At 68.9% G+C, this 21,165-nt stretch carries 21 protein-coding genes; 10 read left to right on the top strand and 11 right to left on the bottom strand.

Annotated elements, in window-relative coordinates; genetic code table 11:
- The first annotated feature begins 91 nt into the window (after positions 1-91).
- A complete protein-coding gene (locus B0I29_RS32500) occupies positions 92-1,000 on the top strand; it encodes an endonuclease/exonuclease/phosphatase family protein (protein WP_111652956.1) in 909 nt (302 codons plus the stop codon).
- Here B0I29_RS32500 and B0I29_RS32495 read toward each other — a convergent pair.
- The 3 genes from B0I29_RS32495 to B0I29_RS32485 all read right to left on the bottom strand — a co-directional run bounded on the left by B0I29_RS32495 (position 988) and on the right by B0I29_RS32485 (position 3,101).
- Complete coding sequence (locus B0I29_RS32495) at positions 988-1,581, bottom strand: HAAS signaling domain-containing protein (protein WP_111652955.1); 594 nt, start codon at positions 1,579-1,581, stop codon at positions 988-990. The genes B0I29_RS32500 and B0I29_RS32495 overlap by 13 nt on opposite strands.
- A 132-nt stretch (positions 1,582-1,713) precedes the next feature.
- Complete coding sequence (locus tag B0I29_RS32490) at positions 1,714-2,589, bottom strand: alpha/beta fold hydrolase (protein ID WP_111652954.1); 876 nt, start codon at positions 2,587-2,589, stop codon at positions 1,714-1,716.
- Positions 2,590-2,732: 143 nt separating this feature from the next.
- Entirely contained in the window at positions 2,733-3,101 is a 369-nt protein-coding gene (locus B0I29_RS32485; RefSeq protein ID WP_111652953.1) for a hypothetical protein, read from the bottom strand.
- A gap of 185 nt (positions 3,102-3,286) precedes the next feature.
- Here B0I29_RS32485 and B0I29_RS32480 point away from each other — a divergent pair, with 185 nt between their 5' ends.
- The 3 genes from B0I29_RS32480 to htpG all read left to right on the top strand — a co-directional run bounded on the left by B0I29_RS32480 (position 3,287) and on the right by htpG (position 7,241).
- Positions 3,287-3,556: a hypothetical protein gene (locus B0I29_RS32480; RefSeq protein ID WP_111652952.1), complete on the top strand. Its 270-nt coding sequence runs from the start codon at positions 3,287-3,289 to the stop codon at positions 3,554-3,556.
- A gap of 103 nt (positions 3,557-3,659) precedes the next feature.
- Positions 3,660-5,072 carry a nucleobase:cation symporter-2 family protein gene (locus B0I29_RS32475; RefSeq protein WP_111652951.1) on the top strand — a complete coding sequence of 471 codons (1,413 nt, stop codon included), beginning with the start codon at positions 3,660-3,662 and terminating at the stop codon, positions 5,070-5,072.
- 246 nt (positions 5,073-5,318) lie between these two features.
- On the top strand, positions 5,319-7,241 hold the full coding sequence (gene htpG, locus B0I29_RS32470; protein WP_111652950.1) for a molecular chaperone HtpG: 1,923 nt from the start codon (positions 5,319-5,321) through the stop codon (positions 7,239-7,241).
- Positions 7,242-7,251: 10 nt separating this feature from the next.
- On the opposite strand, the gene B0I29_RS32465 is transcribed toward htpG, so the two are convergent.
- Genes B0I29_RS32465 through B0I29_RS32460 form a run of 3 tightly spaced genes read right to left on the bottom strand, consistent with a single transcriptional unit; the run spans position 7,252 to position 9,008 of the window.
- Positions 7,252-8,133 carry a PfkB family carbohydrate kinase gene (locus tag B0I29_RS32465; protein WP_111652949.1) on the bottom strand — a complete coding sequence of 294 codons (882 nt, stop codon included), beginning with the start codon at positions 8,131-8,133 and terminating at the stop codon, positions 7,252-7,254.
- Positions 8,134-8,151: 18 nt separating this feature from the next.
- Positions 8,152-8,310, bottom strand: coding sequence for a hypothetical protein (locus tag B0I29_RS46020; protein ID WP_181558080.1), 159 nt, complete (start codon positions 8,308-8,310; stop codon positions 8,152-8,154).
- Positions 8,307-9,008 (bottom strand): TetR/AcrR family transcriptional regulator, encoded by a 702-nt coding sequence (locus tag B0I29_RS32460; protein ID WP_111652948.1) that lies wholly within the window; start codon positions 9,006-9,008, stop codon positions 8,307-8,309. The genes B0I29_RS46020 and B0I29_RS32460 overlap by 4 nt, the downstream gene beginning before the upstream one ends.
- A gap of 72 nt (positions 9,009-9,080) precedes the next feature.
- Between B0I29_RS32460 and B0I29_RS32455 the strand changes: the two genes are divergently transcribed.
- Positions 9,081-9,752: an SDR family oxidoreductase gene (locus B0I29_RS32455; protein ID WP_111652947.1), complete on the top strand. Its 672-nt coding sequence runs from the start codon at positions 9,081-9,083 to the stop codon at positions 9,750-9,752.
- Positions 9,753-9,811: 59 nt separating this feature from the next.
- Entirely contained in the window at positions 9,812-11,293 is a 1,482-nt protein-coding gene (locus tag B0I29_RS32450) for a GntP family permease (protein WP_111652946.1), read from the top strand.
- Between the two features lie 196 nt (positions 11,294-11,489).
- Here B0I29_RS32450 and B0I29_RS32445 read toward each other — a convergent pair whose 3' ends face one another.
- A complete protein-coding gene (locus tag B0I29_RS32445) occupies positions 11,490-12,287 on the bottom strand; it encodes an LLM class F420-dependent oxidoreductase (protein WP_181558079.1) in 798 nt (265 codons plus the stop codon).
- A 9-nt stretch (positions 12,288-12,296) separates the two neighbouring features.
- On the bottom strand, positions 12,297-12,785 hold the full coding sequence (locus B0I29_RS32440) for a hypothetical protein (protein WP_245972902.1): 489 nt from the start codon (positions 12,783-12,785) through the stop codon (positions 12,297-12,299).
- 134 nt (positions 12,786-12,919) lie between these two features.
- Between B0I29_RS32440 and B0I29_RS32435 the strand changes: the two genes are divergently transcribed.
- On the top strand, positions 12,920-14,869 hold the full coding sequence (locus tag B0I29_RS32435) for a LamG domain-containing protein (RefSeq protein WP_245972901.1): 1,950 nt from the start codon (positions 12,920-12,922) through the stop codon (positions 14,867-14,869).
- Positions 14,870-15,258: 389 nt separating this feature from the next.
- On the opposite strand, the gene B0I29_RS32430 is transcribed toward B0I29_RS32435, so the two are convergent.
- Positions 15,259-16,662: an MFS transporter gene (locus B0I29_RS32430; RefSeq protein WP_111652944.1), complete on the bottom strand. Its 1,404-nt coding sequence runs from the start codon at positions 16,660-16,662 to the stop codon at positions 15,259-15,261.
- A gap of 101 nt (positions 16,663-16,763) precedes the next feature.
- Here B0I29_RS32430 and B0I29_RS32425 point away from each other — a divergent pair, with 101 nt between their 5' ends.
- Entirely contained in the window at positions 16,764-17,318 is a 555-nt protein-coding gene (locus tag B0I29_RS32425; protein WP_111652943.1) for a TetR/AcrR family transcriptional regulator, read from the top strand.
- A 9-nt stretch (positions 17,319-17,327) separates the two neighbouring features.
- Positions 17,328-17,507: a pentapeptide repeat-containing protein gene (locus B0I29_RS47865; RefSeq protein WP_111653115.1), complete on the top strand. Its 180-nt coding sequence runs from the start codon at positions 17,328-17,330 to the stop codon at positions 17,505-17,507.
- On the opposite strand, the gene folP is transcribed toward B0I29_RS47865, so the two are convergent.
- A complete protein-coding gene (folP, locus tag B0I29_RS32415; protein ID WP_111652942.1) occupies positions 17,483-18,364 on the bottom strand; it encodes a dihydropteroate synthase in 882 nt (293 codons plus the stop codon). The two genes, B0I29_RS47865 and folP, sit on opposite strands and share 25 nt — an antisense overlap.
- Before the next feature lie 466 nt (positions 18,365-18,830).
- Here folP and B0I29_RS32410 point away from each other — a divergent pair, with 466 nt between their 5' ends.
- Complete coding sequence (locus tag B0I29_RS32410) at positions 18,831-19,778, top strand: TIGR03557 family F420-dependent LLM class oxidoreductase (protein WP_111652941.1); 948 nt, start codon at positions 18,831-18,833, stop codon at positions 19,776-19,778.
- Positions 19,779-19,794: 16 nt separating this feature from the next.
- Here B0I29_RS32410 and B0I29_RS32405 read toward each other — a convergent pair whose 3' ends face one another.
- Positions 19,795-21,081 (bottom strand): HNH endonuclease signature motif containing protein, encoded by a 1,287-nt coding sequence (locus tag B0I29_RS32405; protein WP_181558078.1) that lies wholly within the window; start codon positions 21,079-21,081, stop codon positions 19,795-19,797.
- Positions 21,082-21,165: the final 84 nt, after the last annotated feature.

Here is a 21,165-nt window from a genome sequence, read left to right as displayed (position 1 = left end):
GGCAGACGGGCGGGCGGGTCGGGTGGGCGGGTCGGCTGGGCGGGCGGGTCGGGTGGGCGTGCGGGGTGCGCGTGCCTGGCACCATGGCCCGGTGCCGATCGTCGTCGCTGCCCTGCTTCTCTTTCACCGGGTGGTGCCGAACGCCGGGCTGCTGGAGAACTTCCTTCCGTGGCTGGGGTTGACGATCCCCTTTCTGCTGGCCCGCGCCTGGTTCCGGTCGCTGCGGGCTCTGATCACGGCGCTCCTGCCGCTGGTCGTCTGGTTCGGGGTCTTCGGTGAGCGGGTTCTGCCCGCGCCGGACCACCCGCACCAGCTGGTGGCTGTCCAGCACAACGTCAGCGACGAGAACCCGGACCCGGCCGGGACTGTCCGCACCCTGCTGGAATCCCGCCCCGACTTCATCGGTCTTGAGGAGGTCACGCCGGAGGCGCTGCCCGCGTACCGGGCGGCGTTCGGTGCGGGATATCCGTACTTCGGCGTGCGTGGGACGGTCGCGCTCTGGTCACGGCACCCGCTCGTCGAGGCGCGGCTGCTCGACATCCGCCCGGATTCGCTGGGTTCGGACTGGAACCGGGGGCTGCGGGCGGTTGCGGAGACCCCGTTCGGGGAGATCGCGGTCTACGTTGTCCACCTTCCTTCCGTACGGCCTGATCCGGTCGGCCTCAGTCCGGTGAGGCTCAACCCCGTCGCTCTGGACTCGGCTCGGCGGGACGACAGTGCCCGCAAGCTCACCGCGGCTCTGGACGCCGAACCGCGTGATCGGGTGCTGCTGCTCGGCGATCTGAACAGCACCGTTGACGACCGGGTGCTCGCGCCTGTCCTGTCGCGGGTGCGCACCGCTGCGTCCGGGTTCGCCTTCAGCTGGCCGGCGCGGATGCCTCTGGCGCGGGTCGATCATGTGATGGCCGGCGGGATGACCGTGACCGAGGTCCGGACGTTGCCGCGGACGGGCAGCGACCACCTCCCGGTCGAAGCCCGCTTACGGCTTCAGGCGCCGTAGCGTTTCAGGCCGGCCAGCAGGGTCAGGCCTGCGATCACCGAGCCCGCGCAGGCTCCCAGGTAGAGCACCAGCAGGCCCAGCTGGCTGCTGAAACCGGCCACCACCAGGGCGGTCAGCAGGGCGCCGGCCACCGAGCCGGTGGTGAGGACCCAGCCCGCGGCTTTCTGTGCCGGGGACCAGCTCGGTGAGCCGGTGGCGATCAGCATGCCGGCGCCGGGGCCGACGACGGGCAGCACGAAGGCACCGGCCAGCAGCAGCGCGATCGCCGTGTGCTCGGCGCCGCCGCCGGCGGGTCTGGCCGGGGCGGTGAGGGACTGCGGCATCGGGCCGGGTGCGGGCAGCCGCAGGTGAGTGGGCATGCCACCGCGGCGGACCGCGTCGGCCAGCTGCTCCGGCGGCCCCAGCCGGACGATCACCCGGGCCGGGTCGTCGGCCAGGTCGCGGCGCAGGGCGATGTAGCCGGTGACCGTGCTCATCAGCTCGTCGCGGGCCTCGGGGGAGAGATCGTCGCCGGCGGCCCAGAGCGCGGCGAGGTAGTCGAGGACGAGGGTGTCGGCGTGGGCGAGCGGGGCCGTGGTCATCGTTTCCTCCTGCGTCGGCTTTGCCCGTCAGCATCCCGCTGACCGGCACCGCCGCGCATCGGACCAGAGTCGTATCCGCCGGCACCGATGTAGAACTTTCGGCCTACGACCGAAGGCCGCCCGGAGCGGCACCTATGGCAGAAGGATTTCGCGGAGGACGTTGTCCCAGAGAGCCCTTGGGGGGAGTTCGTGGCCGACTCCTTCGAGCCAGACCAGCCGGGCGCCGGGGATCGTGTCGGCGAGCTCGGTCGGGTGCTGAGCGGGGAATCGCTGGTCCAGGGTGCCGTGCAGGATCACCGTGGGGGCCACGATCTCTGCCAGGCGGTCGCGGACCGGGGGGCCGTAGCCCGCCAAGCGGTGATGGAGGCGGCCCGCTGCCAGGTCGGCGCTGCGGTCGAAAATGCGTTCGGCGAGCCGGCGCAGGTGCGGTTCGGCAGCGGTGAACGGGCCGCCGCGGTCGCGGATCTCCTCGATCAGATGGGTGATCGCGGCTTTGCGGTCCGACCAGTCGATGTCGGCTGCCGGCAGCGTTCGAGTGACAACGGAGACCGTCCCGCCCGCAACCCCACCCGCACCCGCAGCGGTGTCCGGGCGTGATGGGTCGGCGTCGCCGGAGCCCGCGCTGGTCGACATCAGGGTCAGGCTCAGCACCCGGTCCGGGTGTTCGACCGCGATGCGCTGCGCGATGCCGCCGCCGAGGGAGAACCCGACCAGGTGGGCGGCCGGCACTCCGAGGACGTCGAGCACGCCGAGGGCGTCGTTCATGAGGTCGAGCCCGGAGTACCCGGGCGACCCGATCGGGAAGCACGTGGAACGCCCGGTGTCGCGGTGGTCGTAACGCACCACGTACCGGTCGCCGGCTGCGAGGCGCCGGCAGAACTCGTCATCCCACCAGTCCATCGAACTGGCGTCCCCGGCCAGAAGCAGCAGCGGGGGATCGGTAGCCTCGCCGAACGTCTCGATACACACCTGAATGCCGTTGACCGGCATCATCGTCTCGGTCACCACGGAAACAGTGTGGTGATCCTCACTTGCGTCCACGTTAAATGGACATCACATCGCGGGTCGAATCGCAGAGTGTTTCCTGTGAAGACCGGGAAACACGCAGCGGACGGCCAGGTCGCGGGCGGGCGACCTGGCCGTCCGGTCGCCTAGCGGCGACTGGGTGCGGGTACGGCAGTAGACCGTGCCTGGCTACGGACCACCCGCAGGCTCACGGCGGTGAGGCCGAGGGCGACGGCGAACAGGGTCAGATGAAGGTACGGGTTGACGATCGGCACGAACCCGATGATCGCGACGGGCACCTGCACCACGGCGATGAGCGCGGCCAGCAGCCAGCGGCGGCCGCCGGTCCAGAGCAGGGCGGTCCACACCGGCGCCGAGGCGACCAGCAGGGTCAGCCCGTCGAGCAGGGCATGTAGGGCTGGACTGTGCACTCTGTTGTGCGCGAACGCTTGCGCGGGCGCGGCGATCCAGAGGCCGGCCAGAACGAGGGTGAGAACGACAGCGGCACGACGCATGGGATCCTCCAGCGTTACTAGACCGTTGCTCCGAGTAATCAAGGTACCGAGGCTGCCGGTGCGGGTAAAGGCTCACGTGGATTCACTCGCCTCGGCGCATCATCACTCTCCGTGGCACTGGAGGCTGATGATCTCGGCCGAACGGACGGTTGGACACTCTCCGTGATGGTGGCTAGCCTGCTGACGTGCGTTTAGTGGAGATGGCGATGACGGCAGCGCTTACCGTGAGTATTTCCGGCGTTTCTTACGCTGTGTTCAACCCGGAGAAACTGAAGGGCGACGTGCAGGTGGTTGCGGACCGTGCGACCTGCCGGACCGTGGACACGGCGATCGTCGGGTACGAGGCGGTCACCGGGGTGCAGCCGACGACGATCGGCGAGCTGCGCGAGTGGGTCCGGGGTGATATTTCGGCATATTCCATTAAGAATGGGATGGCGTTCGGGCCGGGCTGCTGAACATCTCGTTCGCGCCTTAATCGACAGGTAACACTGCATCGATCGTTGTAAACAAAGCGGACCGAGAATCGCGGGACTTTACTTCCACGTGGAAGGATTCCCGATGTCCGAAGCGGTCGCGACCCCCACTCCGCACCCGCCAGCCCAGCACCCGGTCGACCAGCGTTTACCGTACGGCCGCCTGGCAGTGCTCGGCTTTCAGCACGTCCTCGTCATGTACGCCGGCTGCGTGGCCGTCCCGCTGATCGTCGGCGGTGCCCTGAAGCTCGACGCGAGCACCATCGCGATTCTGGTCAACGCCGACCTGTTCGTCGCCGGTCTGATCACGATCGTGCAGAGCCTGGGAGTCGGCAGGATTCTCGGCGTGCGCCTGCCGGTCGTCGCCGGCGCCACCTTCGCCGCGCTCAACCCGATGATCCTCATCGGCGGTAAGTACGGCATGCCGGCCATCTACGGCGCGTTTCTGGTCTCCGGCGTCTTCGGCCTGCTCATCGCCAAGCCGTTCGCGAAGATCATCCACCTGTTCCCGCCGATCGTCACCGGCACGGTCATCACCGTCATCGGTCTCTCGCTGATCGACGCGGGAGCCGGCCTGATCGCCGGCAACAACGAGGAGGCGCCGGGTTACGGCGACCTCGGCAACCTGGCGCTGGCCGGTGCCATCATTTTGATGATCGTGCTGATCAACCGGTTCGCGCGCGGGTTCCTGGTCTCGCTGAGCGTGCTGATCGGCCTGATCTTCGGCGTGATCGTGGCGAGCTTCATGGGGCTTGTCGACTTCGCCGGCGTCGGCGAGGCCAGCTGGTTCGGTCTGGCCCAGCCGTTCTATTTCGGCCCGCCCGAGTTCCAGGCCGCCGCGATCATCTCGATGTGCATCGTCATGCTGATCATCTACGTCGAGTCGACGGCCGACATGATCGCTGTCGGGCAGGCGGTCGGCAAGAACCCCACCGAGAACGACATCGCCCGCGGTCTCGCCGCCGACGGCCTTTCCGGTGTGCTCGCCGGTGTCTTCAACTCGTTCCTCGACACGGCGTTCGCGCAGAACGTCGGCCTCGTCCAGGTGACCCGGGTGCGCAGCCGGTACGTGGTCACCGCGGCCGGCATCATCCTGGTCCTGCTCGGCCTGATCCCGAAGCTCGGCGAGATCATCGCGGCGGTGCCCGGTCCGGTCATCGGTGCTGCCGCGCTGGTCATGTTCGCCACGGTCACCGCTGTCGGTATCCGGAGCCTGCGCAAGGTCGAGTTCGAGGGCAACAACAACCTGCTGATCATCGCGATCTCGATCGGCGCCGGCATGGTTCCGGTCGTCGCGCCGAACTTCTACGGCAAGATGCCGGACGAGCTTCAGATCATCTTCGGTAGCTCGATCACCACGACGGTCATCGTCGTCTTCCTGCTGAACCTGTTGTTCAACGGTGTCACGAGGCCGGAGCCGGCCGTGGCGCCCGTGGAAGATGCCGAGACGCCGGCCGAGAAGGCTCCCGAACCGGCTGAATCGCCGGACAAAGTCTGAGTCCGGCTCCCGGTTTTTTGGGGTTGGGCGCAACCATTTACGCAGGTCGCCCTGGGTGGGGAGTGGTTTGGACGCGTAGCGGCCAGCTCACCACCCGGGGCCCTCGGCGGGAGCAGCGGTCGGTACCCACCACCTGGCTGCGACATGAATGTGATCTGTCTGTGGGTTGTAGCGAGCCTCCTGAGAGGCTCCGGAGAGGGGACGTCATACGATCGAGGCTTGAAGCACCGGACATGACGGAAACGGGTGACGATGGAGACGTTGGAGTTCCAAGCAGAGGCGCGCCAGCTGTTGCAGCTGATGGTCCACTCGATCTACTCGAACAAGGACATCTTCCTGCGTGAGCTGATCTCCAATGCGTCTGATGCGCTGGACAAGCTTCGCCTCGCCAAGCTGCAGGACGGCCTGGAAGCGGACACCTCCGACCTGCACATCGAGATCGAGGTGGACGCCGAGAAGCGGACGCTGACGATCCGTGACAACGGCATCGGGATGACCCGCGAGGAGGTCGTCGACCTGATCGGCACGATCGCCAAGTCGGGAACCGCGGACCTGCTCGCCAAGCTCAAGGAGGCGAAGGAGAGCCCCGAGCTGATCGGCCAGTTCGGCGTCGGTTTCTACTCGACCTTCATGGTCGCGGACACGGTCACCCTGGTCACGCACAAGGCCGGGACCGAAGGCCACGGTACGCGCTGGGAGTCGGCGGGCGAGGGCACGTTCACGATCGACGATGCCGAGGGCGCTCCGGTCGGTACGACGGTGACGCTGCAGCTGCGGCCGAAGGACGAGGACGACGCGCTTTACGACTACGCCGACGTCTGGAAGATCAAGGAGATCGTCAAGCGGTACTCCGACTTCATCGCGTTCCCGATCCGGATGGCCGCGGCTGTTTCGCCGGACGCTTCCTCGGAGGCCTCGTCGGAGGCTTCCTCGGAGGCTTCGTCGGACGCGGGCGCTGAGACGCCGGAGATGGAGACGCTCAACTCGATGAAGGCGCTGTGGGCTCGGCCGCGCAGCGAGGTCACCGACGAGGAGTACCACCAGTTCTACCGGCACATCAGCCACGACTGGACCGACCCGCTCGAGATCATCAACATGAAGGCGGAGGGCACGTTCGAGTACGAGGCGCTGCTCTTCATCCCGGCGCGGGCGCCGTTCGACCTGTTCCAGCGGGAGGCTCGGCGTGGGCTGCAGCTCTACGTCAAGCGCGTCTTCATCATGGACGACAGCAAGGAGCTGATCCCCGACTACCTGCGCTTCGTCAAGGGCGTGGTGGACGCGGCCGACCTGTCGCTGAACATCTCCCGGGAGATCCTGCAGCAGGACCGGCACATCCAGATGATCCGGCGCCGGCTCACCAAGAAGGTCCTCAGCACCATCAAGGATCTGATGACCAGCGACCCGGAGAAGTACGCGACGTTCTGGCGCGAGTTCGGCCGGGCGGTCAAGGAGGGCCTGCTCAGCGAGCCCGACAACCACCAGCCGATCCTCGGGATCGCCTCGTTCCTGACGACCACTGGCACCGAGCCGACGACGCTCGCCGCCTACGTGGAGCGGATGAAGGAAGGCCAGGAGGAGATCTACTTCCTGACCGGTGAGAGCCGCTCCCAGGTGGAGAACTCACCGCACATGGAGGCGTTCCGCGAGCAGGGTTACGAGGTGCTGATCCTCACCGACCCGGTCGACGAGATCTGGGTCGACGCGGTGCCCGAGTTCGACGGCAAGAAGCTGCGGTCGATCGCGCGGGGCTCGGTCGACCTGAAGAAGGACGAGCCGGAGCCGGAGCCCGAGGGTGACTTCGGCCCGTTGCTCGGCTTCCTCAAGGAGAAGCTGGACGAGCAGGTGAAAGAGGTTCGTCTGTCGCACCGGCTGACGACGTCGGCGGCGTGCCTGGTCAGTGACGCGAACGATGTCACGCCGGCGCTGGAGAAGATGTACCGGGCGATGGGCCAGGAAGGGCCGCGGGTCAAGCGGATCCTTGAGCTCAACCCGAACCATCCACTGGTCGCTGGGCTTCGGGCGGCGCATGAGCGCGGCGCGGACGACGCGAATCTGCCGGATACCGCGGAGCTTCTGTACGGGACCGCGCTGCTTGCTGAGGGCGGCGATCTGGAGGATCCGGCGCGGTTCGCCAAGTTGCTGGCTGATCGGTTGGCTCGGACGGTCTGAGGGTTTTTTTTTACAGGAACGACAGCCAGGTGCGGGGGCCGGCGTGCGTGACGCGGACGCCGGCCACTCGTATCGCGTAGGTGATGGCGGCTGGGAGATCCTGGTTCTGGGCGAGTGCCACCGCCAGGGCGCCGTGGAATGCGTCGCCGGCTCCTGCGGTGTCCACGGCCGGGACCGGTGGTACGAGGATCTCGCCGTGCGCCGGTGGGTGCGTGGTGAACCAGCGGACCGGGGCGGCGCCGTGGGTTACCACTACGGACGGTGCGCCGACGGCCTCGGCGAGCGCTGCGTCCCGGTCCGTTTCGCCGTCTGTAGGGGATGCGCTGGGGTGACGAAACGCGGCTGAGCAGGCCACCACCTCGGCGTGCGGGAGGATGTCGGCGAAGACCGGGCGCCAGCTGCCGGCGTCCACGAGCAGGCGGCGTGCCGTGCGGGCGGCGGCTGTGGACAGGATCGGGTGGTGGCCGTCCACCAGGGTCAGGTCGGCGTCGGGGAGGGCTGTTCCGGGGCCGGCTCCTTGGGGCACGCCCGCGGCACGGTTTCCGGCGTTGCGGCTGACGATGGTGCGTTCGCCGGTTCCGGACAGGACGGTTACGGCGGAGACCGGCGGCGGGTCGGTGCTCGTGGGAGTCGTGTCGATCAGTGTCACGCCGTGCGCGGCCAGGTCCGCGCGGATCAGGTCGCCCAGTGGGTGTGCGCCGACCGCGCTGACCAGGACCACCTCGATGCCGCATGGGGCGCCTAGCGTGGCCGCGGTGACGGCGGCGTTCGTCGCCGGGCCGCCGGCGGCTATTTCGACGGAGTCTGACTGGACCTTCTCGTCGACGCCGGGCAGCCGTTCCACGCGCTGAATGAGGTCGACCGTCGCCAGGCCAGCACAGAGAATCCGCACGTCAGGCTCGGGCTGGGGTCAGCCGTTTGCCAGCTCGACGAAGAACGTGCCGATGTTGCGGAAGATCTGGGCCACTCCGTCGCCGAGGCTGCGAGCCACCTCGGCGGCCGGGCCCGGGTTCGTGCCGATCCAGAAGACCAGCAGGAACAGCAGGATCCAGCCGAGGATCTTCTTCATCGTGAACTCCGCTCCCCGGGAATCGCCATCCAAGATCGTGACACACCCTCGCAACCGGGTGCGGGCGGCGCGCCGAGAGCGGCACGGGCGGCCGCGAGGATCTGGTCGGACAGGTCTGTGCCGGCTGTCGCGCGGGCCAGGATCAGGGCGCCGACCATGGTGCTCAAGGTGGCCAGATCGGGTTCGCCGGGCCGGCCCAGGTGGGTTGCGAACGCTTCTACGCCTTTCGCGTACGCCATCCGGGTTTCCTGGCCGCCGCCGGAGCGCGCGACGTCGCCCCCGAAACCCGCTGACGGGCATCCGCCGCCGGGGTGGTCGCGGTGCTCCGGGGAGAGGTAGGCGTCGAGGAGGGCCGCGATGTTGCTGGTGTCAGCGCTGCCGCCGAACTCATTGGGCTGGGCCTGGGTCGTCTGGGTGGTCTGGGTCGTCTGTGGCGGCTGGGTCGTCTGGGTCGTCTGGGTCGTCTGGGTCGTCTGGAGGGCGGCTGCCTGTTCGGCGAAGGCTTCGGTCACGGCCTCGGCCATCAGGGCGTCCTTGGAGGCGAACTGCTTGTAGAAGCCACCATGGGTCAGGCCTGCCTCGGCCATCACGTCGGCGACGCTCACGCCGGCGATGCCCCGCTCGCGGAACAGTTGTGCCGCGGTCGCGACGATGCGTTCCCGGTTTTCTCGTGCCTGTGCCTGCGATACCCGTCCCATGCCGGCAACTATAGATGAGATGTGTCATCTATTACCTTGCCGTATTTAGATGACACTCGTAATCTAAGTCGCATGGAACTCACCAACGCAGTCGCCGTCGTCACCGGAGCCAACCGCGGATTCGGCCGTCACATCGCCGCCCAGCTGCTCGAACGTGGCGCCAAGGTCTACGCCGCCGCCCGCAACCCGGAGAGCATCGACCTGCCGGGCGCGATCCCGCTGCGGCTCGACGTCACCGACCCGGAGTCCGTTGCTCAGGCCGCTTCCGTCGCCGCCGACGCCACCCTTGTCGTCAACAACGCCGGTGTCGCGGCCGGGCAGCCGCTCATCGGCGGCGAGCTCGACGGGGTACGGCTCGACATGGAGACCAACTACTTCGGCACGCTGCTGGTCACCCGCGCGTTCGCGCCGGTCCTCGAGGCCAACGGCGGGGGCGCGTTCCTCAACGTGCTCTCCGTGCTGTCGTGGTTCCACCCCGGCCCGTTCGGCGCGTACTCGGCGGCGAAGGCCGCAGCCTGGGCGCTGACCAACGCGACGCGGGACCAGCTGGCGCCGAGCGGGATCAGTGTCACCGGGCTGCACGTCGGATACATGGACACCGACATGGCCGCGTCCGTGCCTCCGGAGCAGAAGGTCGACCCGGCCATCGTCGCGAAACTCGCGCTGGACGCTGTTGAGCGCGGCGACCACGAGGTGCTCGGCGACGACCTGACCCGAGGGGTGAAGGCCCAGCTCGCGGGCTGAGAGTTCGCTGTCGCGTTCCTGGGAGATTGAAAAGTGTTTCACAGGGGTAACGGCGCTGCATGACACCGCTCGCTGCCGAAGCCATCACCGACGCAGGTACCGGTCAGCTCGTTCTCGCGGCGGTGCTCGGCATCGCTGTCGTCGTGCTGCTGATCGCCTGGGCGAAATGGCATCCGTTTCTCGCCCTGATCACCGGATCCGGGGTGCTCGGGCTGGTCGCGGGCGCCGCGCCCGGCGCCACCATCGACTCCTTCACCACCGGACTCGGCAACACGGTCGGCAGCGTAGGCGTGCTGATCGCGCTCGGCTCGATGATCGGCGCGATGCTGGCCGAGTCCGGTGGCGCTGACGGCATCGTGAACCGGATCGTCAACGGCGTGTCCGGTGCGGCGCTGCCCTGGGCGATGGCCGGTGTCGCCGCGCTGATCGGGCTGCCACTGTTCTTCGAGGTCGGCGTCGTGTTGCTGGTGCCGATCGTGCTGCTTGTCGCTCGGCGTACCGACGTGGGGTTGTTGCGGCTCGGTATCCCGGCTCTTGCCGGGCTGTCGGTGCTGCACGGCCTCGTGCCGCCGCACCCGGGGCCGCTCGTGGCGATCTCCAGTTTGAACGCGGATCTCGGCCTGACCCTGATGTTCGGCCTGGTGTGCGCGATCCCGACGGTGATCATCGCGGGCCCGGTGTTCGGGAACTTCATCGCGAAGCGGGTGCCGCTGCCGGTGCCGGCGCTGCTAGAGCGGGCGGGCGACCGTTCCGACTCTGGGGCGGATCGGCCCGCTTCCGGGCCGGCCGGTGGGCAGGACTTCGTCGACCGGTCTGATCTGTCCAACCCGAGTGAGCCCGGTGAGCTCGTCGACGAGCAGGTCCGCGGGCGGCGCAACCCCGGTTTCTGGGCGGCTGTGCTGACCATTCTGCTTCCGGTCGCGCTGATGATGGCGCGGGGCATCGCGGAGGTCGTTCTGCCCGAGGGCGACGCGGTGCGCACCGCCTTCGAGGTCATCGGTGAGCCGATCGTGGCGCTGCTCGCCGGCGTGTTCGTGGCGATGTGGGCACTCGGGTACCGCGCCGGATTCGACCGCAAGGAGACCTCGGCGGTTCTCGGCGGGGCGCTGCCGCCGATCGCCGGCATCCTGCTCATCGTCGCGGCCGGTGGCGGGTTCAAGCAGGTCCTCGTCGATGCCGGCGTGGGTAACGTGATCGCCGACGCGGCGCAGGACGCCAACATCAACGCGCTGCTGCTCGGGTGGCTCGTCGCGGTCGGCATCCGGGTCGCGACCGGATCGGCCACCGTCGCCACGATCACGGCGGCGGGCATCGTCGCGCCGCTGGCCACCACGCTGGACTCGCCTACCGTGGCGTTGCTGGCGCTGGCCATCGGATCCGGGTCGCTGTTCTTCTCGCACGTGAACGACGCGGGGTTCTGGCTGGTCAAGGAGTACTTCGGAATGACCGTGGGGCAGACCATCAAGACGTGGTCGGTGATGGAGACGATCATCTCGGTGGTCGGGTTCGCCTGCGTGATGCTGCTCAGCCTGGTCGTTTAGCACGGGGCGTGCATAAGCGGTTGGGCGTGCATATGCGGTTGGGCGTGCCCATGCGGTTGGGCGTACCCATGAAATGAGCGGGACAGACGGGCCTGGCGCAACCGGCGGCGGGTTGTGCGGCGGGCGCGGTGATGGGGTTGTGGTGGCGCCCGCCGTACTCCGGCTCTATCCGTTGGTGCTTGTCGGTGGCGTCCTGTTACTCGTTGGTGGCGTCGCGCCAGGCCAGCCATTCGCGGAGCGGGCCGAGGTCGGGGTCGGGGCCGCCGACGCCGACGGTGAAGAGCGATGCGCCGAGCTCGCGGAAGCGGTCGCCGTCCTTCGGGTCGGTGCTGCCGCCGATCTCGACGGAGACCTCGATCTCGGCAGGGTCGCGGCCGACGGTCTCGCAGTGGCCGTGCAGGACGCCGAGTTTGTGTTCCAGAACGTCGGCGTCGGCGAAGCTGTGCCAGATGTCGGCGTGCTTCGCGACCAGGCGCAACGTCTTCTTCTCGCCGCCGCCACCGATCAGGACCGGGATCTTGCGGGTCGGCGGCGGGTTGAGCTTGCCCCAGCGGGACTCGATGCGGGGGAGGGCGGTGGCCAGGTCGTCCAGCCGGCCACCTGCCGTGCCGAACTCGTAGCCGTATTCGGCGTAGTCGCGCTCGAACCAGCCGGAGCCGATGCCCAGAATGAGACGGCCGTCGCTGATGTGGTCGACGGTTCGCGCCATGTCGGCGAGCAGCTCCGGGTTGCGGTAGCTGTTACAGGTGACCAGGGCGCCGATCTCCACGCGGGAGGTCGATTCGGCCCAGGCGGCGAGCATGGTCCAGCACTCGAAGTGCAGACCGTCCTTCTCGCCGTAGAGCGGGTAGAAATGATCCCAGTTGAAGAGGATGTCGGCGCCCAGCTCCTCGGCCTTCGACGCGACGCGGCGAATGGTGGCGTAATCCATGTGTTGCGGCTGCAGTTGCAGCCCGATCCGAACCGGCCTCTTGGTCACATTCTGGTTGATCATGATCCGAGATTACGTGCAGGTGCCGTCCAGTTCCTGCCCGATGGTGGGGAACTCGCCGCTCAGATAGGCCTGCGGATCCGCTGCCTTCGCGCCTTGATCCAGTGAGGTGGCGAGCGCCATGATCTTCTCGCGTTGTGCTGGATCGGTGCTGGTCGCGCCGGCTTTCTCGATGTCCGCGGCCATGGCGGCGAACGTGTCGCGCAGCTCGTCCTGGTCGCCGCCGGTCGCGCTGCCGTCGCTGGATATGTGCCCGGCCAGCCGCACCGCGCCGTCGGTGAGAATCTTGTAGATGGCCGTGCAGACGTAGGCCGGCTGGCCGACCGAGGCCGACGGCACCGGAGCGACGCTGAACGGCACCGGGATCGAACCGGGCGATATCGAGCCGGGCGCGACGTCGAACTCGCATGCGCTGAGTGACATGGTCGCGGCTGCGGTCAGGGTCGCGGTCAGGGCCGCGATCATCGCGGTGGGCACGGCGGTGCGGCGACGTTGCGACACGACATTCCCCTTCGTCGATTGACGGTACGCGCGGAGCATAACCGCTGTCGGTCGCCGGACGTCCGGTCCGACACCTTTGGCGGGGTCGGGAGTTAGCCCCCAACGTGGCCTATAAGCTGAAAAAAGGTAAATCGGTGGTCCGGCGGGGGTTGATCTTCCAGCGGGGGCAGATCGCCCAGCGGTTGCAGATTTCGCGGCGGCTGCTGACCGTCGGGGTGGCGACCGTGCTGGTGGCGGTCGGTGGCACCGCGTTCGCCGAGATCGTCTCCTCCGAACCGGTGACCTCACCGTCCTTCAACGGCTCCGTCTACGCGGTCGCCTACCGCGGCGACACCGTGTACGTCGGCGGCAACTTCACCAGCGCCGTCGTGAACGGCAAGAGCACGCCTCGGACCCGGCTCGCCGCGTTCAACGCGCGTACCGGTGCCCTGCTGGACTGGAAGCCCGCCGCCGACGCCAACGTCCGGGCGCTCGCCGTCGACGGCGAGACCGTCTACGCCGCCGGCGACTTCGACAACGTCAACGGCGTGAGCCGCGACGCCGTCGCCGGGATCGGGGCGGTCAGCGGCGTGCTGACCACGCTCAAGCACACCGTGCTCGGCCAGCCCAACGCCCTGGCAGCCGGGAACGGGCGCCTCTACGTCGGAGGCCGGATCACCTCGGTCGACGGCGCGACGCGCGGTAACCTCGCCGCGTTCACCCTCGCCACCGGTGCCCTCGACGCATGGGCACCGACCACCGACGACATGGTCAACGCGCTCGCCGTGACGGGCGACCGGGTCTACGTCGGCGGACGGTTCCACCGGACCAACAACGTGAGTACGACGCTGCGGCTCAGCGCGGTCGACCCGGCCACGGGGTCGCTGGATCGGGCGTTCCGGGCCAAGCCGGTGTCGCAGGTGTTCGCGCTCGCCGCGCACCCGGACGGGGTGTTCGCGGCGCTGGGCGGGCAGGGTGGACGGGCGGTGTCGTACACCCGGACCGGGGAGACCCGCTGGACCCGGGTCTTCGACGGCGACGCGCAGGCGATCACACTGCTGGACGGGGTCGTCTACGTCGGAGGGCATTTCGACAAGGCGTGCACCACCACGAACAACGGGGTCAAGGGAATCTGCACCGACGGGTCCGTGGTGCGGGGCAAACTGGCTGCCGCGGACCACGAGGGCAACCTGCTCGACTGGTCGCCGCAGGCCAACGGCGTCGCCGGAACCCGGCAGTTGGCGGCCAGCGAGCCACTCGGCGCGGTCAGCGCGGTCGGGGACTTCACCGTGGTCGGCGGGGCGACCCGCAAGCGGTACGCGGAGTTCACCGGGACGTCGCCGGCGTCGTTCGTCGAGTCCACGCCGGTGCCGTCGCCGTCCCTGCCGTCGCCGTTGGCTTCGGCGGCGGGGTCTTCGGCGGCGGGGTCTATGCCGGCGGCGTCCTTGCCGGCGGCGTCTTCTCCTCCCGGGGATGTCGCCTCCTACAACTTCGACACCACGATCGCCGACGGTACGTTCGACGACGGCTCCGGGCACGGGCACCTGTTGCGCGCGGTCAGCCGTAACGGCGGTGCGGTGAAGCTGGTGGCGCACGGCAACGGGCAGGCATTGAACTTCCCGGCCAAGTGCGGCGGCGAGACCTGCCCGCGGCTCATCCTCCAGGCCGGCGAGACCAGTGACCTCAACCCGGGTACGCGGCCGCTGCGGTACGGCGCCGGCGTGCTGCTCTCCCCGGCGGAGACGGGCCGCGGCGAGAACATCCTCCAGAAGGGATATTCGACGGGCGGCGGGCAGTACAAGCTCCAGGTCGACGGACTCTCCGGCAAACCCAGCTGCGGAATCGGCGACGTGGTGGGCACGACCGTCCACGTGGCGCGGAGCCGGACCTCGGTCTCCGACGGCAAGTGGCATTCACTGGAATGCCGGCGCACCGGGCCGACCCTGTCCATCCTCGTCGACGACCGGCTCGAGTCGAGCGTCGCGGTGCCGGCCGGGTTGTCCGTCGATACCGACCACCCGTTCACCGTCGGAGGCAAGGGCGTCGGTGCCAACAACGACCAGTTCCACGGCACCCTCGACGACGTCTGGGTGCGCGTCGGCTGAGCGAGGTGTGAAAACTGGAATGGAGGCCCCGGCAGCCGGTGCGGACGGCTGCAGGCCGCCGGGGCGGAATGTGTGTGCCGGTCGGAGGTCCGGCACACACAGCTTCTCGCACCGCCGGTGGGCCGGCGGCCGGATTCCAGGGCCGTGGGGAACGGAGCCACAGCGAGGCAGGATCGGACCGGTGAGGACGGTAGCCGGTTTCCTCGCGGTGACCCGAACGGCTTGGAATTGAAGGTCATCGTTGCAGTCATGTTGCCGAAGTGCAACAGCTCGAACGCATTCTGTTCATCGATGTTTCGCGCCGTCGACTCTTGATCTACGGCTCCGCCGGAATCCAGATCTACGGCTCCGCTGAAGTCCCTGATCCACAGCTCCGCTGAGATCGGGCCTCAGCTCCGGCGGGGAAGAAACGCCGCCACCACGGCCCCGGCCGCGATCACGGCGGCGCCGGTCAGGACGGCCGGAGTCAGTCCGTCCACGAAATTCTGGTGACTGGCGAACCCGCCGTACGTGCTGAAGATCGAGGACAACGCGGCCACGCCGGCCGCGACGCCGAACTCGCGGATCGTGTTGTTCGTACCGGATGCGACGCCGCGCTGCTGCTCGGTGACGCTGGCGAGGGTCATCGTGCTGATCGGTGCGAACGTCAGGCCCATCCCGATTCCGGCTAGGGCGAACGCGACGACCAGGCGTCCGTACGTGACGTCGGTCGTCGTGGCGAGCCCGATCCAGAGGAGGCCGGCGGCGAGGAAGAGCTGGCCGGCGACGATGAGGTTACGGACGCCGAGCCGTGCGCCGAAGATGCCGGCCAGCGGCGCGACGATCATCGGAGCGGCAGTCCACGGCAGGGTGCGCAGGCCGGACTCCAGCGGGCTGAGCCCCTGCACCACCTGGAAGAACTGGGCGAGCAGGAAGACCGCGCCGAACGCGCCGGCCGAGAACGTCAGGGTGACGACGTTGACCAGGCTGAACCCGCGTGACCGGAAGAGGGAGAGCGGCAGCATCGGCGTACGGTTGCGGGTCTGCCAGAAGAGGAAGCCGGCAGTGAGCGCGACGCCCGCGCCCAGCATGAGCGGCACCCGGCCGGTGGTCCATCCCCGGTCCGGCCCGTCGACGACGCCCCAGATCAGCAGCAGCATGCCGCTCGCCGACAGGACCAGGCCGAGCGGATCGAGCCGCCGTGCCCCACCGCGGGACTCGCCGAGAACCGTGGCCGCGAGCACCAGCGCGACGACGCCGATCGGCACGTTGACCCAGAAGATCCAGTTCCAGGTGAGGCCGTCGACCACGGCGCCGCCGACGACCGGGCCGAGGGCTACGCCGAGGCCGGTGATGCCGCCCCAGATGCCGACCGCGACGTTACGTAGCCGATCCGGGACGGCCTGGGCGAGCAGTGTCAGTGACAGCGGTGCGATGGCCGCGCCGCCGAGGCCCTGCAAGGCACGGGTGGCGGTGAGCTGCCACGGCTCGGAGGCGAGGGCTGCCCCGGCGGACGCGGCGGTGAACACGACGATGCCGGCCAGGAACATCCGCCGGCGACCGAGCCGGTCGCCGAGCGCGGCCGCGGTGAGCAGGAAGGCCGCGAACGGAAGTGTGTACGCGTTGACGAACCACTGCAGGTCCGTGATCGAGGCGCCCAGTTCGGTACGGATGACCGGCAGCGCCGTGCTGACGACCAGGTTGTCGAGCGAAACCATGAACGTCGGGATGCCGACGGCGGCGAGCACCAGGCCGAGCGGCCGGGGCCGGGTGCGGGGCTGGGCTTCCGGCGAAGTGGGTGCAAGCGTGGTCACGGTTTTCCCCCTTGAAGGCGCTATCCAGTGACGTGCTGTCAGGCGTGGTTGTTATTCGCTGATAACTAATCACAGTATGCATTGACTGATAACATGTCAACGTGACTCGGACCCGCTTCACCGCACAGGAACGCCACGGCCAGCTCGTGACGGCCGCACTGCAGGCCTTCGCTCTCGGCGGCTACGCGGGCACGACCACCGACCAGGTGGCACGACTCGCGGGCGTCTCCCAGCCGTACGTGATCCGCCTCTTCGGGTCGAAGCAGGAGCTCTTCCTCGCCACCGTGCGGCACGCCGGCGACCAGATCGAGATGAAGTGGCGGGCAGCCGCCGCGGAGGAGCCGACGCTGCGCGGGCTCGGCCACGCATACAAGGAACTTCTTGCTGAGCGAGAGCTGTTGATCGTGCTGCTGCACGGCTTCGGCGCGGCTGAGGATCCGGCGATCGGCGAGGCGGTGCGGTCCTGTTACGGCAATCTGTACACCGTCGTGCGGGAGTTGACCGGCGCGACTGCCGAGGAGGCCCGCGACTTTTTCGCGATGGGCATGTTGATCACCGTGCTTGGTGCGATGCGGGTCCTCGGACCGGACGCGGTCGAACCGCAGCCGTGGATGGCGGACATCCTCGGAACCCTGCCGCGCCCCGACACGGACTGAGTAGACGGGATCAAACAAACCGGGACTGAGCTGACCGGGACTGAGCTGACCGGGACTGAGCTGACCGGGACTGAGCTGACCGGGACTGAGCTGACCGGGACTGAGTCGACCGGGACTGAGTCGACCGGGACTGAGTCGACCGAGACCGCTGCCGGGGCTGGACCTCAGTCCATGTTGTGGCGCAGGTAGACCGGTTCGCGCCAGCCCAGCATCGCCTCGGTCATGCGTACCGCGTCGGTTGCCGCCCGGACGTCGTGCACCCGCATGATCCGGGCGCCGCGCAGGATACAGAAGACCACCGTGGCCAGGGTTCCGGCCAGCCGGTCCTGCTGCGGCCGGTCCAGGGTCTCGCCGATGAAGTCCTTGTTGCTCAGCGCCGCCAGAGTCGGGTAGCCGATCGAGGTGATCTCCTCGAGGCGGCGAGTGATCTCCAGCGTGTGCAGGGTGTTCTTGTTCAGGTCATGGCCCGGGTCGATGATGATCTGGTCCGGGCGTACCCCGCGGGACAGCGCCAGCCCGACCCGTTCTCGCAGGAAACCGGCCACTTCGGCGGTGACGTCGCCGTACTGCGGCCGAGGGTGGAGGGTACGCGGCGCGGCAAGGCTGTGCGTAATCACCAGTTGGGCGTCGGTTCCGGCGACGGCGTCGGCCATCGCAGGGTCCCGCAGACCAGAGGTATCGTTGATGACCCCGGCACCGGCCTTGATCACTTCGCGGGCGACCTCCGGGCGGAACGTGTCGACCGAGACCACGGCCAGGTCTCGGGCCGCTTCGACGACCGGGAGCACCCGGTCCAGTTCCTCCGCGGCGGTGACCTCCGGGCCCGGTGCGAACGGGACGCCGCCGATGTCGATCCAGTCGGCACCGTCATCGGCCGCTGCTTTGACCGCCTCGGTCGCCTTCTCCAGCGCGAACGTGCGGCCCCGGTCGTGGAACGAGTCCGGCGTACGGTTCACGATCGCCATCACGACGACGCGGCGGGAGAAGTCGTAGGTCCGGCCGCCGATGACGCGGGTTCCGGTGGCTGGGCCGCTGGTTTCGCTCACGGTTGGGGACCCTAACAAGCATGAGCGGGGCCGGTTCCCGTACCCCTGATCTGGGAATTTGACCGCCCTGAGTCCGACGCGGCACTTCGCGGGGCTGATGCCGCGCTTCCTGTGGGCCGGGGTCGCAGTTCCCGGGTCCGGCGCCGCATGGTGCTTGACTTCGACGCTGGATTGGCATGCGGCCGGTGCCGGCTGGACTTGCGCCTAGCGTTACGCAGTGTCACGCCCTGACCCTGGCCTCTGCCCCCGGACCCGGCCCCGGCGCCTGACGCCCGGCGCCTGACGCCCGGCGCCTGACGCCCGGCGCCTGACGCCCGGCGCCCGGCGCCTGACGCCCGGCGCCTGACGCCCGGCGCCTGACGCCCGGCGCCCGGCGCCTGACGCCCGGCGCCTGACGCCCGGCCCCGACGCCCGACCCGAGCAGGACGAACGTTTGTGGCGACGGACCCGGGGAATCGCCAGCAGCATGAAACTCGGGTACAAGCTCGCGGCCGAGGCCTTCGGCCCCAAGGAACTCATCCGGCAGGCGATCCGGGCGGAGCAGGCCGGCTTCGACTTCGTCGAGATCAGCGACCATTACCACCCGTGGCTGGACGTGCAGGGTCACTCGCCGTTCGCCTGGAACGTGCTGAGCGCGATCGCCGTCCAGACCCGCACTCTCGGGCTAGCGACCGGCGTGACCTGTCCGTCGGTGCGCTATCACCCCGCGATCATCGCGCAGGCGGCAGCAACCCTGGCGATCATCTCGGACGGCCGGTTCACGCTCGGTGTCGGCTCGGGGGAGCGGCTCAACGAGCACGTGGTGGGCCAGGGATTCGGCAGCGTCCGGGAACGGCACGAGCGGCTCGCCGAGGCGCTCGACATCATCAACCTGCTCTGGCAGGGCGGATACCAGTCCTACCAGGGAAAATACCTGCAACTTGAGGACGCCCGGGTGTTCGACCTGCCGGACGTGCTCCCGGTGATCGCGGTAGCGGCCGGCGGCAAGTCAGCGGCAGAACTCGCGGCCACCCACGGCGGTGGACTGTTCGCGACCGAGCCGCGCGCCGACCTTGTGGAGACGTTCACCGCGGCGGGCGGTCGAGGCCCGGCATATGCCGAGGTCGCGGTCGCGTGGGCACCCACCGAGGAGGAAGCGGTCACGGAGGCTCACCGGACCACCCGCTGGGCGGTCACCGGCTGGAAGGTGATGTCCGAGCTACCGAACCCGGTCAACTTCGAGGCGGCTTCCGCGACGGTCACCGAGGACGACGTGCGCCAGCAATTCGTCACCGGACCCGACCCGGCACGCTACGTGGAGTCGGTCCAGCAGTACCGCGACGCGGGATACGACCACATCGTCCTGATGAACGCGGGGCCGGACCCGGACGGCTTCCTCGACTTCTTCACCAAGGAGCTGCGCGACAAACTGTGACGAAGTCTGCCGCGTCCTACGTTCGCAACCGCACCTCAGGCCGGCGCAGAACATTCCGCTGAGGCTGCCGAAGCGGATCGACGAACGGCGGTGGAACGAATTCCGGCAGCCCGTCCGGGCCCTTTCGCGCAGCCCAGCCTCCTCCATGGACGAGGCGGTGGTGGGGGCGGCACAGGAGAACCCCCTGTGACACGTCGGTCGGCCCGCCTTGATCCCAGGGAAGCATGTGGTGGGACTCGCACCATCGAGGCGGCCGATCGCAGTCCGGGAACGCGCATCCACCGTCGCGAACGTTGAGCGCCTGCCGCTGCGCCGGCGTGAACAGCCGCCGGGCGCGACCCAGATCGAGGGGCTCGCCGGCCCCACCGAGAACGACCGGCAGGATCCGTGCGTCGCACGCCATCCGGCGGGCCGTCTCGGCGTTCAGCCGGGCGCCGCTGTCGACAGACGCGGCCCCGACTCCGCTGAGCAACGCCTCGTAGTCGATCGTGACGGAGAGCTGCGGCGGCAGCCCGCCGTGGTCCGGCAGGGTCCCGGATCGCAGGGCTAGCCGGCAGACCTCGACCAGCGCGTCGGCACGACGCCGGCGCGGCGAGGAACTGTCATCCTCGGAGTCGCCGGCACGGTCTCGCTGAGAGGCCGGCGCGCAGAGCGGCTCGAGCGCTGCCTGCACGATGGCCGCATCCTCGACGGTCAGGCATCCGGTGATGCGGACGCTGCCGCTGACCGGGGCACAGAGCGTGAGCCCACGACGCCACCAGGCGCGTTGCTCGGCCCGGCGCAGCGACTCACCCTCGAGCCGCGTCGCCTCCCCAGGCGCGACATGCTCCAGGATCCGGTCGCCGAGCTTGCGGAGCCGGGCAGGCTCGAAGCGCCCCGCGTGCTCGATCAGAGCGAGCTCCGCGGCGGAGACCGTTTCCGGCCCGACCTCCTCCGGCAGGAACCGGAGCGCCTCGCCGATCACCCGCACCTGGGCGCCGGAGACCTCACCGGCGCTGAGTGCGTCGTCGAGCGCGGGCCGCTGATCGAGAAGAGTGGCCTGCTCCACCATCGTCCGGGCGACGTGCCAGTCCACCCGGAGCCGGTCGCGCAGCCACGCCGCAGTGCCACGAGAGGACGTCGCCTTTGCGAAACCGTTGCGATCAAGCTGCCTGACCAGCCGTAACTGAACCGCCGTCAGCGCCTGGATCGCCTCGTGAAGCTCGGCGACGCAGTCAGCAGCGACCTCGTCGGCGGCCACGGCCGGGTGCGCGGTGGCAAACGCCACCACGTCCTCCCGCAACTTCCCGACCGCCTCACGCACACCCCCATTCTCGAACACCCGTACGACACTTTTCTCTACCGACACCCTGTCGCGAATCCGGCTTGTCGCCCACCCAAGATCCGG

The organism is Actinoplanes lutulentus (assembly GCF_003259845.1).
GTDB classification, from domain to species: Bacteria; Actinomycetota; Actinomycetes; order Mycobacteriales; family Micromonosporaceae; genus Actinoplanes; species Actinoplanes lutulentus.
Note: the sequence above shows the minus strand (reverse complement) of the source record. Positions and strands in the feature narration are given on the sequence as shown.

Excerpts from the sequence above, each read along its gene's own strand:
- B0I29_RS32495 (WP_111652955.1), bottom strand. The coding sequence starts at position 1,581 with ATGACCACGGCCCCGCTCGCCCACGCCGACACCCTCGTCCTCGACTAC.
- B0I29_RS32485 (WP_111652953.1), bottom strand. The coding sequence starts at position 3,101 with ATGCGTCGTGCCGCTGTCGTTCTCACCCTCGTTCTGGCCGGCCTCTGG.
- B0I29_RS32475 (WP_111652951.1), top strand. The coding sequence starts at position 3,660 with ATGTCCGAAGCGGTCGCGACCCCCACTCCGCACCCGCCAGCCCAGCAC.
- B0I29_RS46020 (WP_181558080.1), bottom strand. The coding sequence starts at position 8,310 with ATGAAGAAGATCCTCGGCTGGATCCTGCTGTTCCTGCTGGTCTTCTGG.
- B0I29_RS32460 (WP_111652948.1), bottom strand. The coding sequence starts at position 9,008 with ATGGGACGGGTATCGCAGGCACAGGCACGAGAAAACCGGGAACGCATC.
- B0I29_RS32455 (WP_111652947.1), top strand. The coding sequence starts at position 9,081 with ATGGAACTCACCAACGCAGTCGCCGTCGTCACCGGAGCCAACCGCGGA.
- B0I29_RS32450 (WP_111652946.1), top strand. The coding sequence starts at position 9,812 with ATGACACCGCTCGCTGCCGAAGCCATCACCGACGCAGGTACCGGTCAG.
- B0I29_RS32445 (WP_181558079.1), bottom strand. The coding sequence starts at position 12,287 with ATGATCAACCAGAATGTGACCAAGAGGCCGGTTCGGATCGGGCTGCAA.
- B0I29_RS32410 (WP_111652941.1), top strand. The coding sequence starts at position 18,831 with ATGAAACTCGGGTACAAGCTCGCGGCCGAGGCCTTCGGCCCCAAGGAA.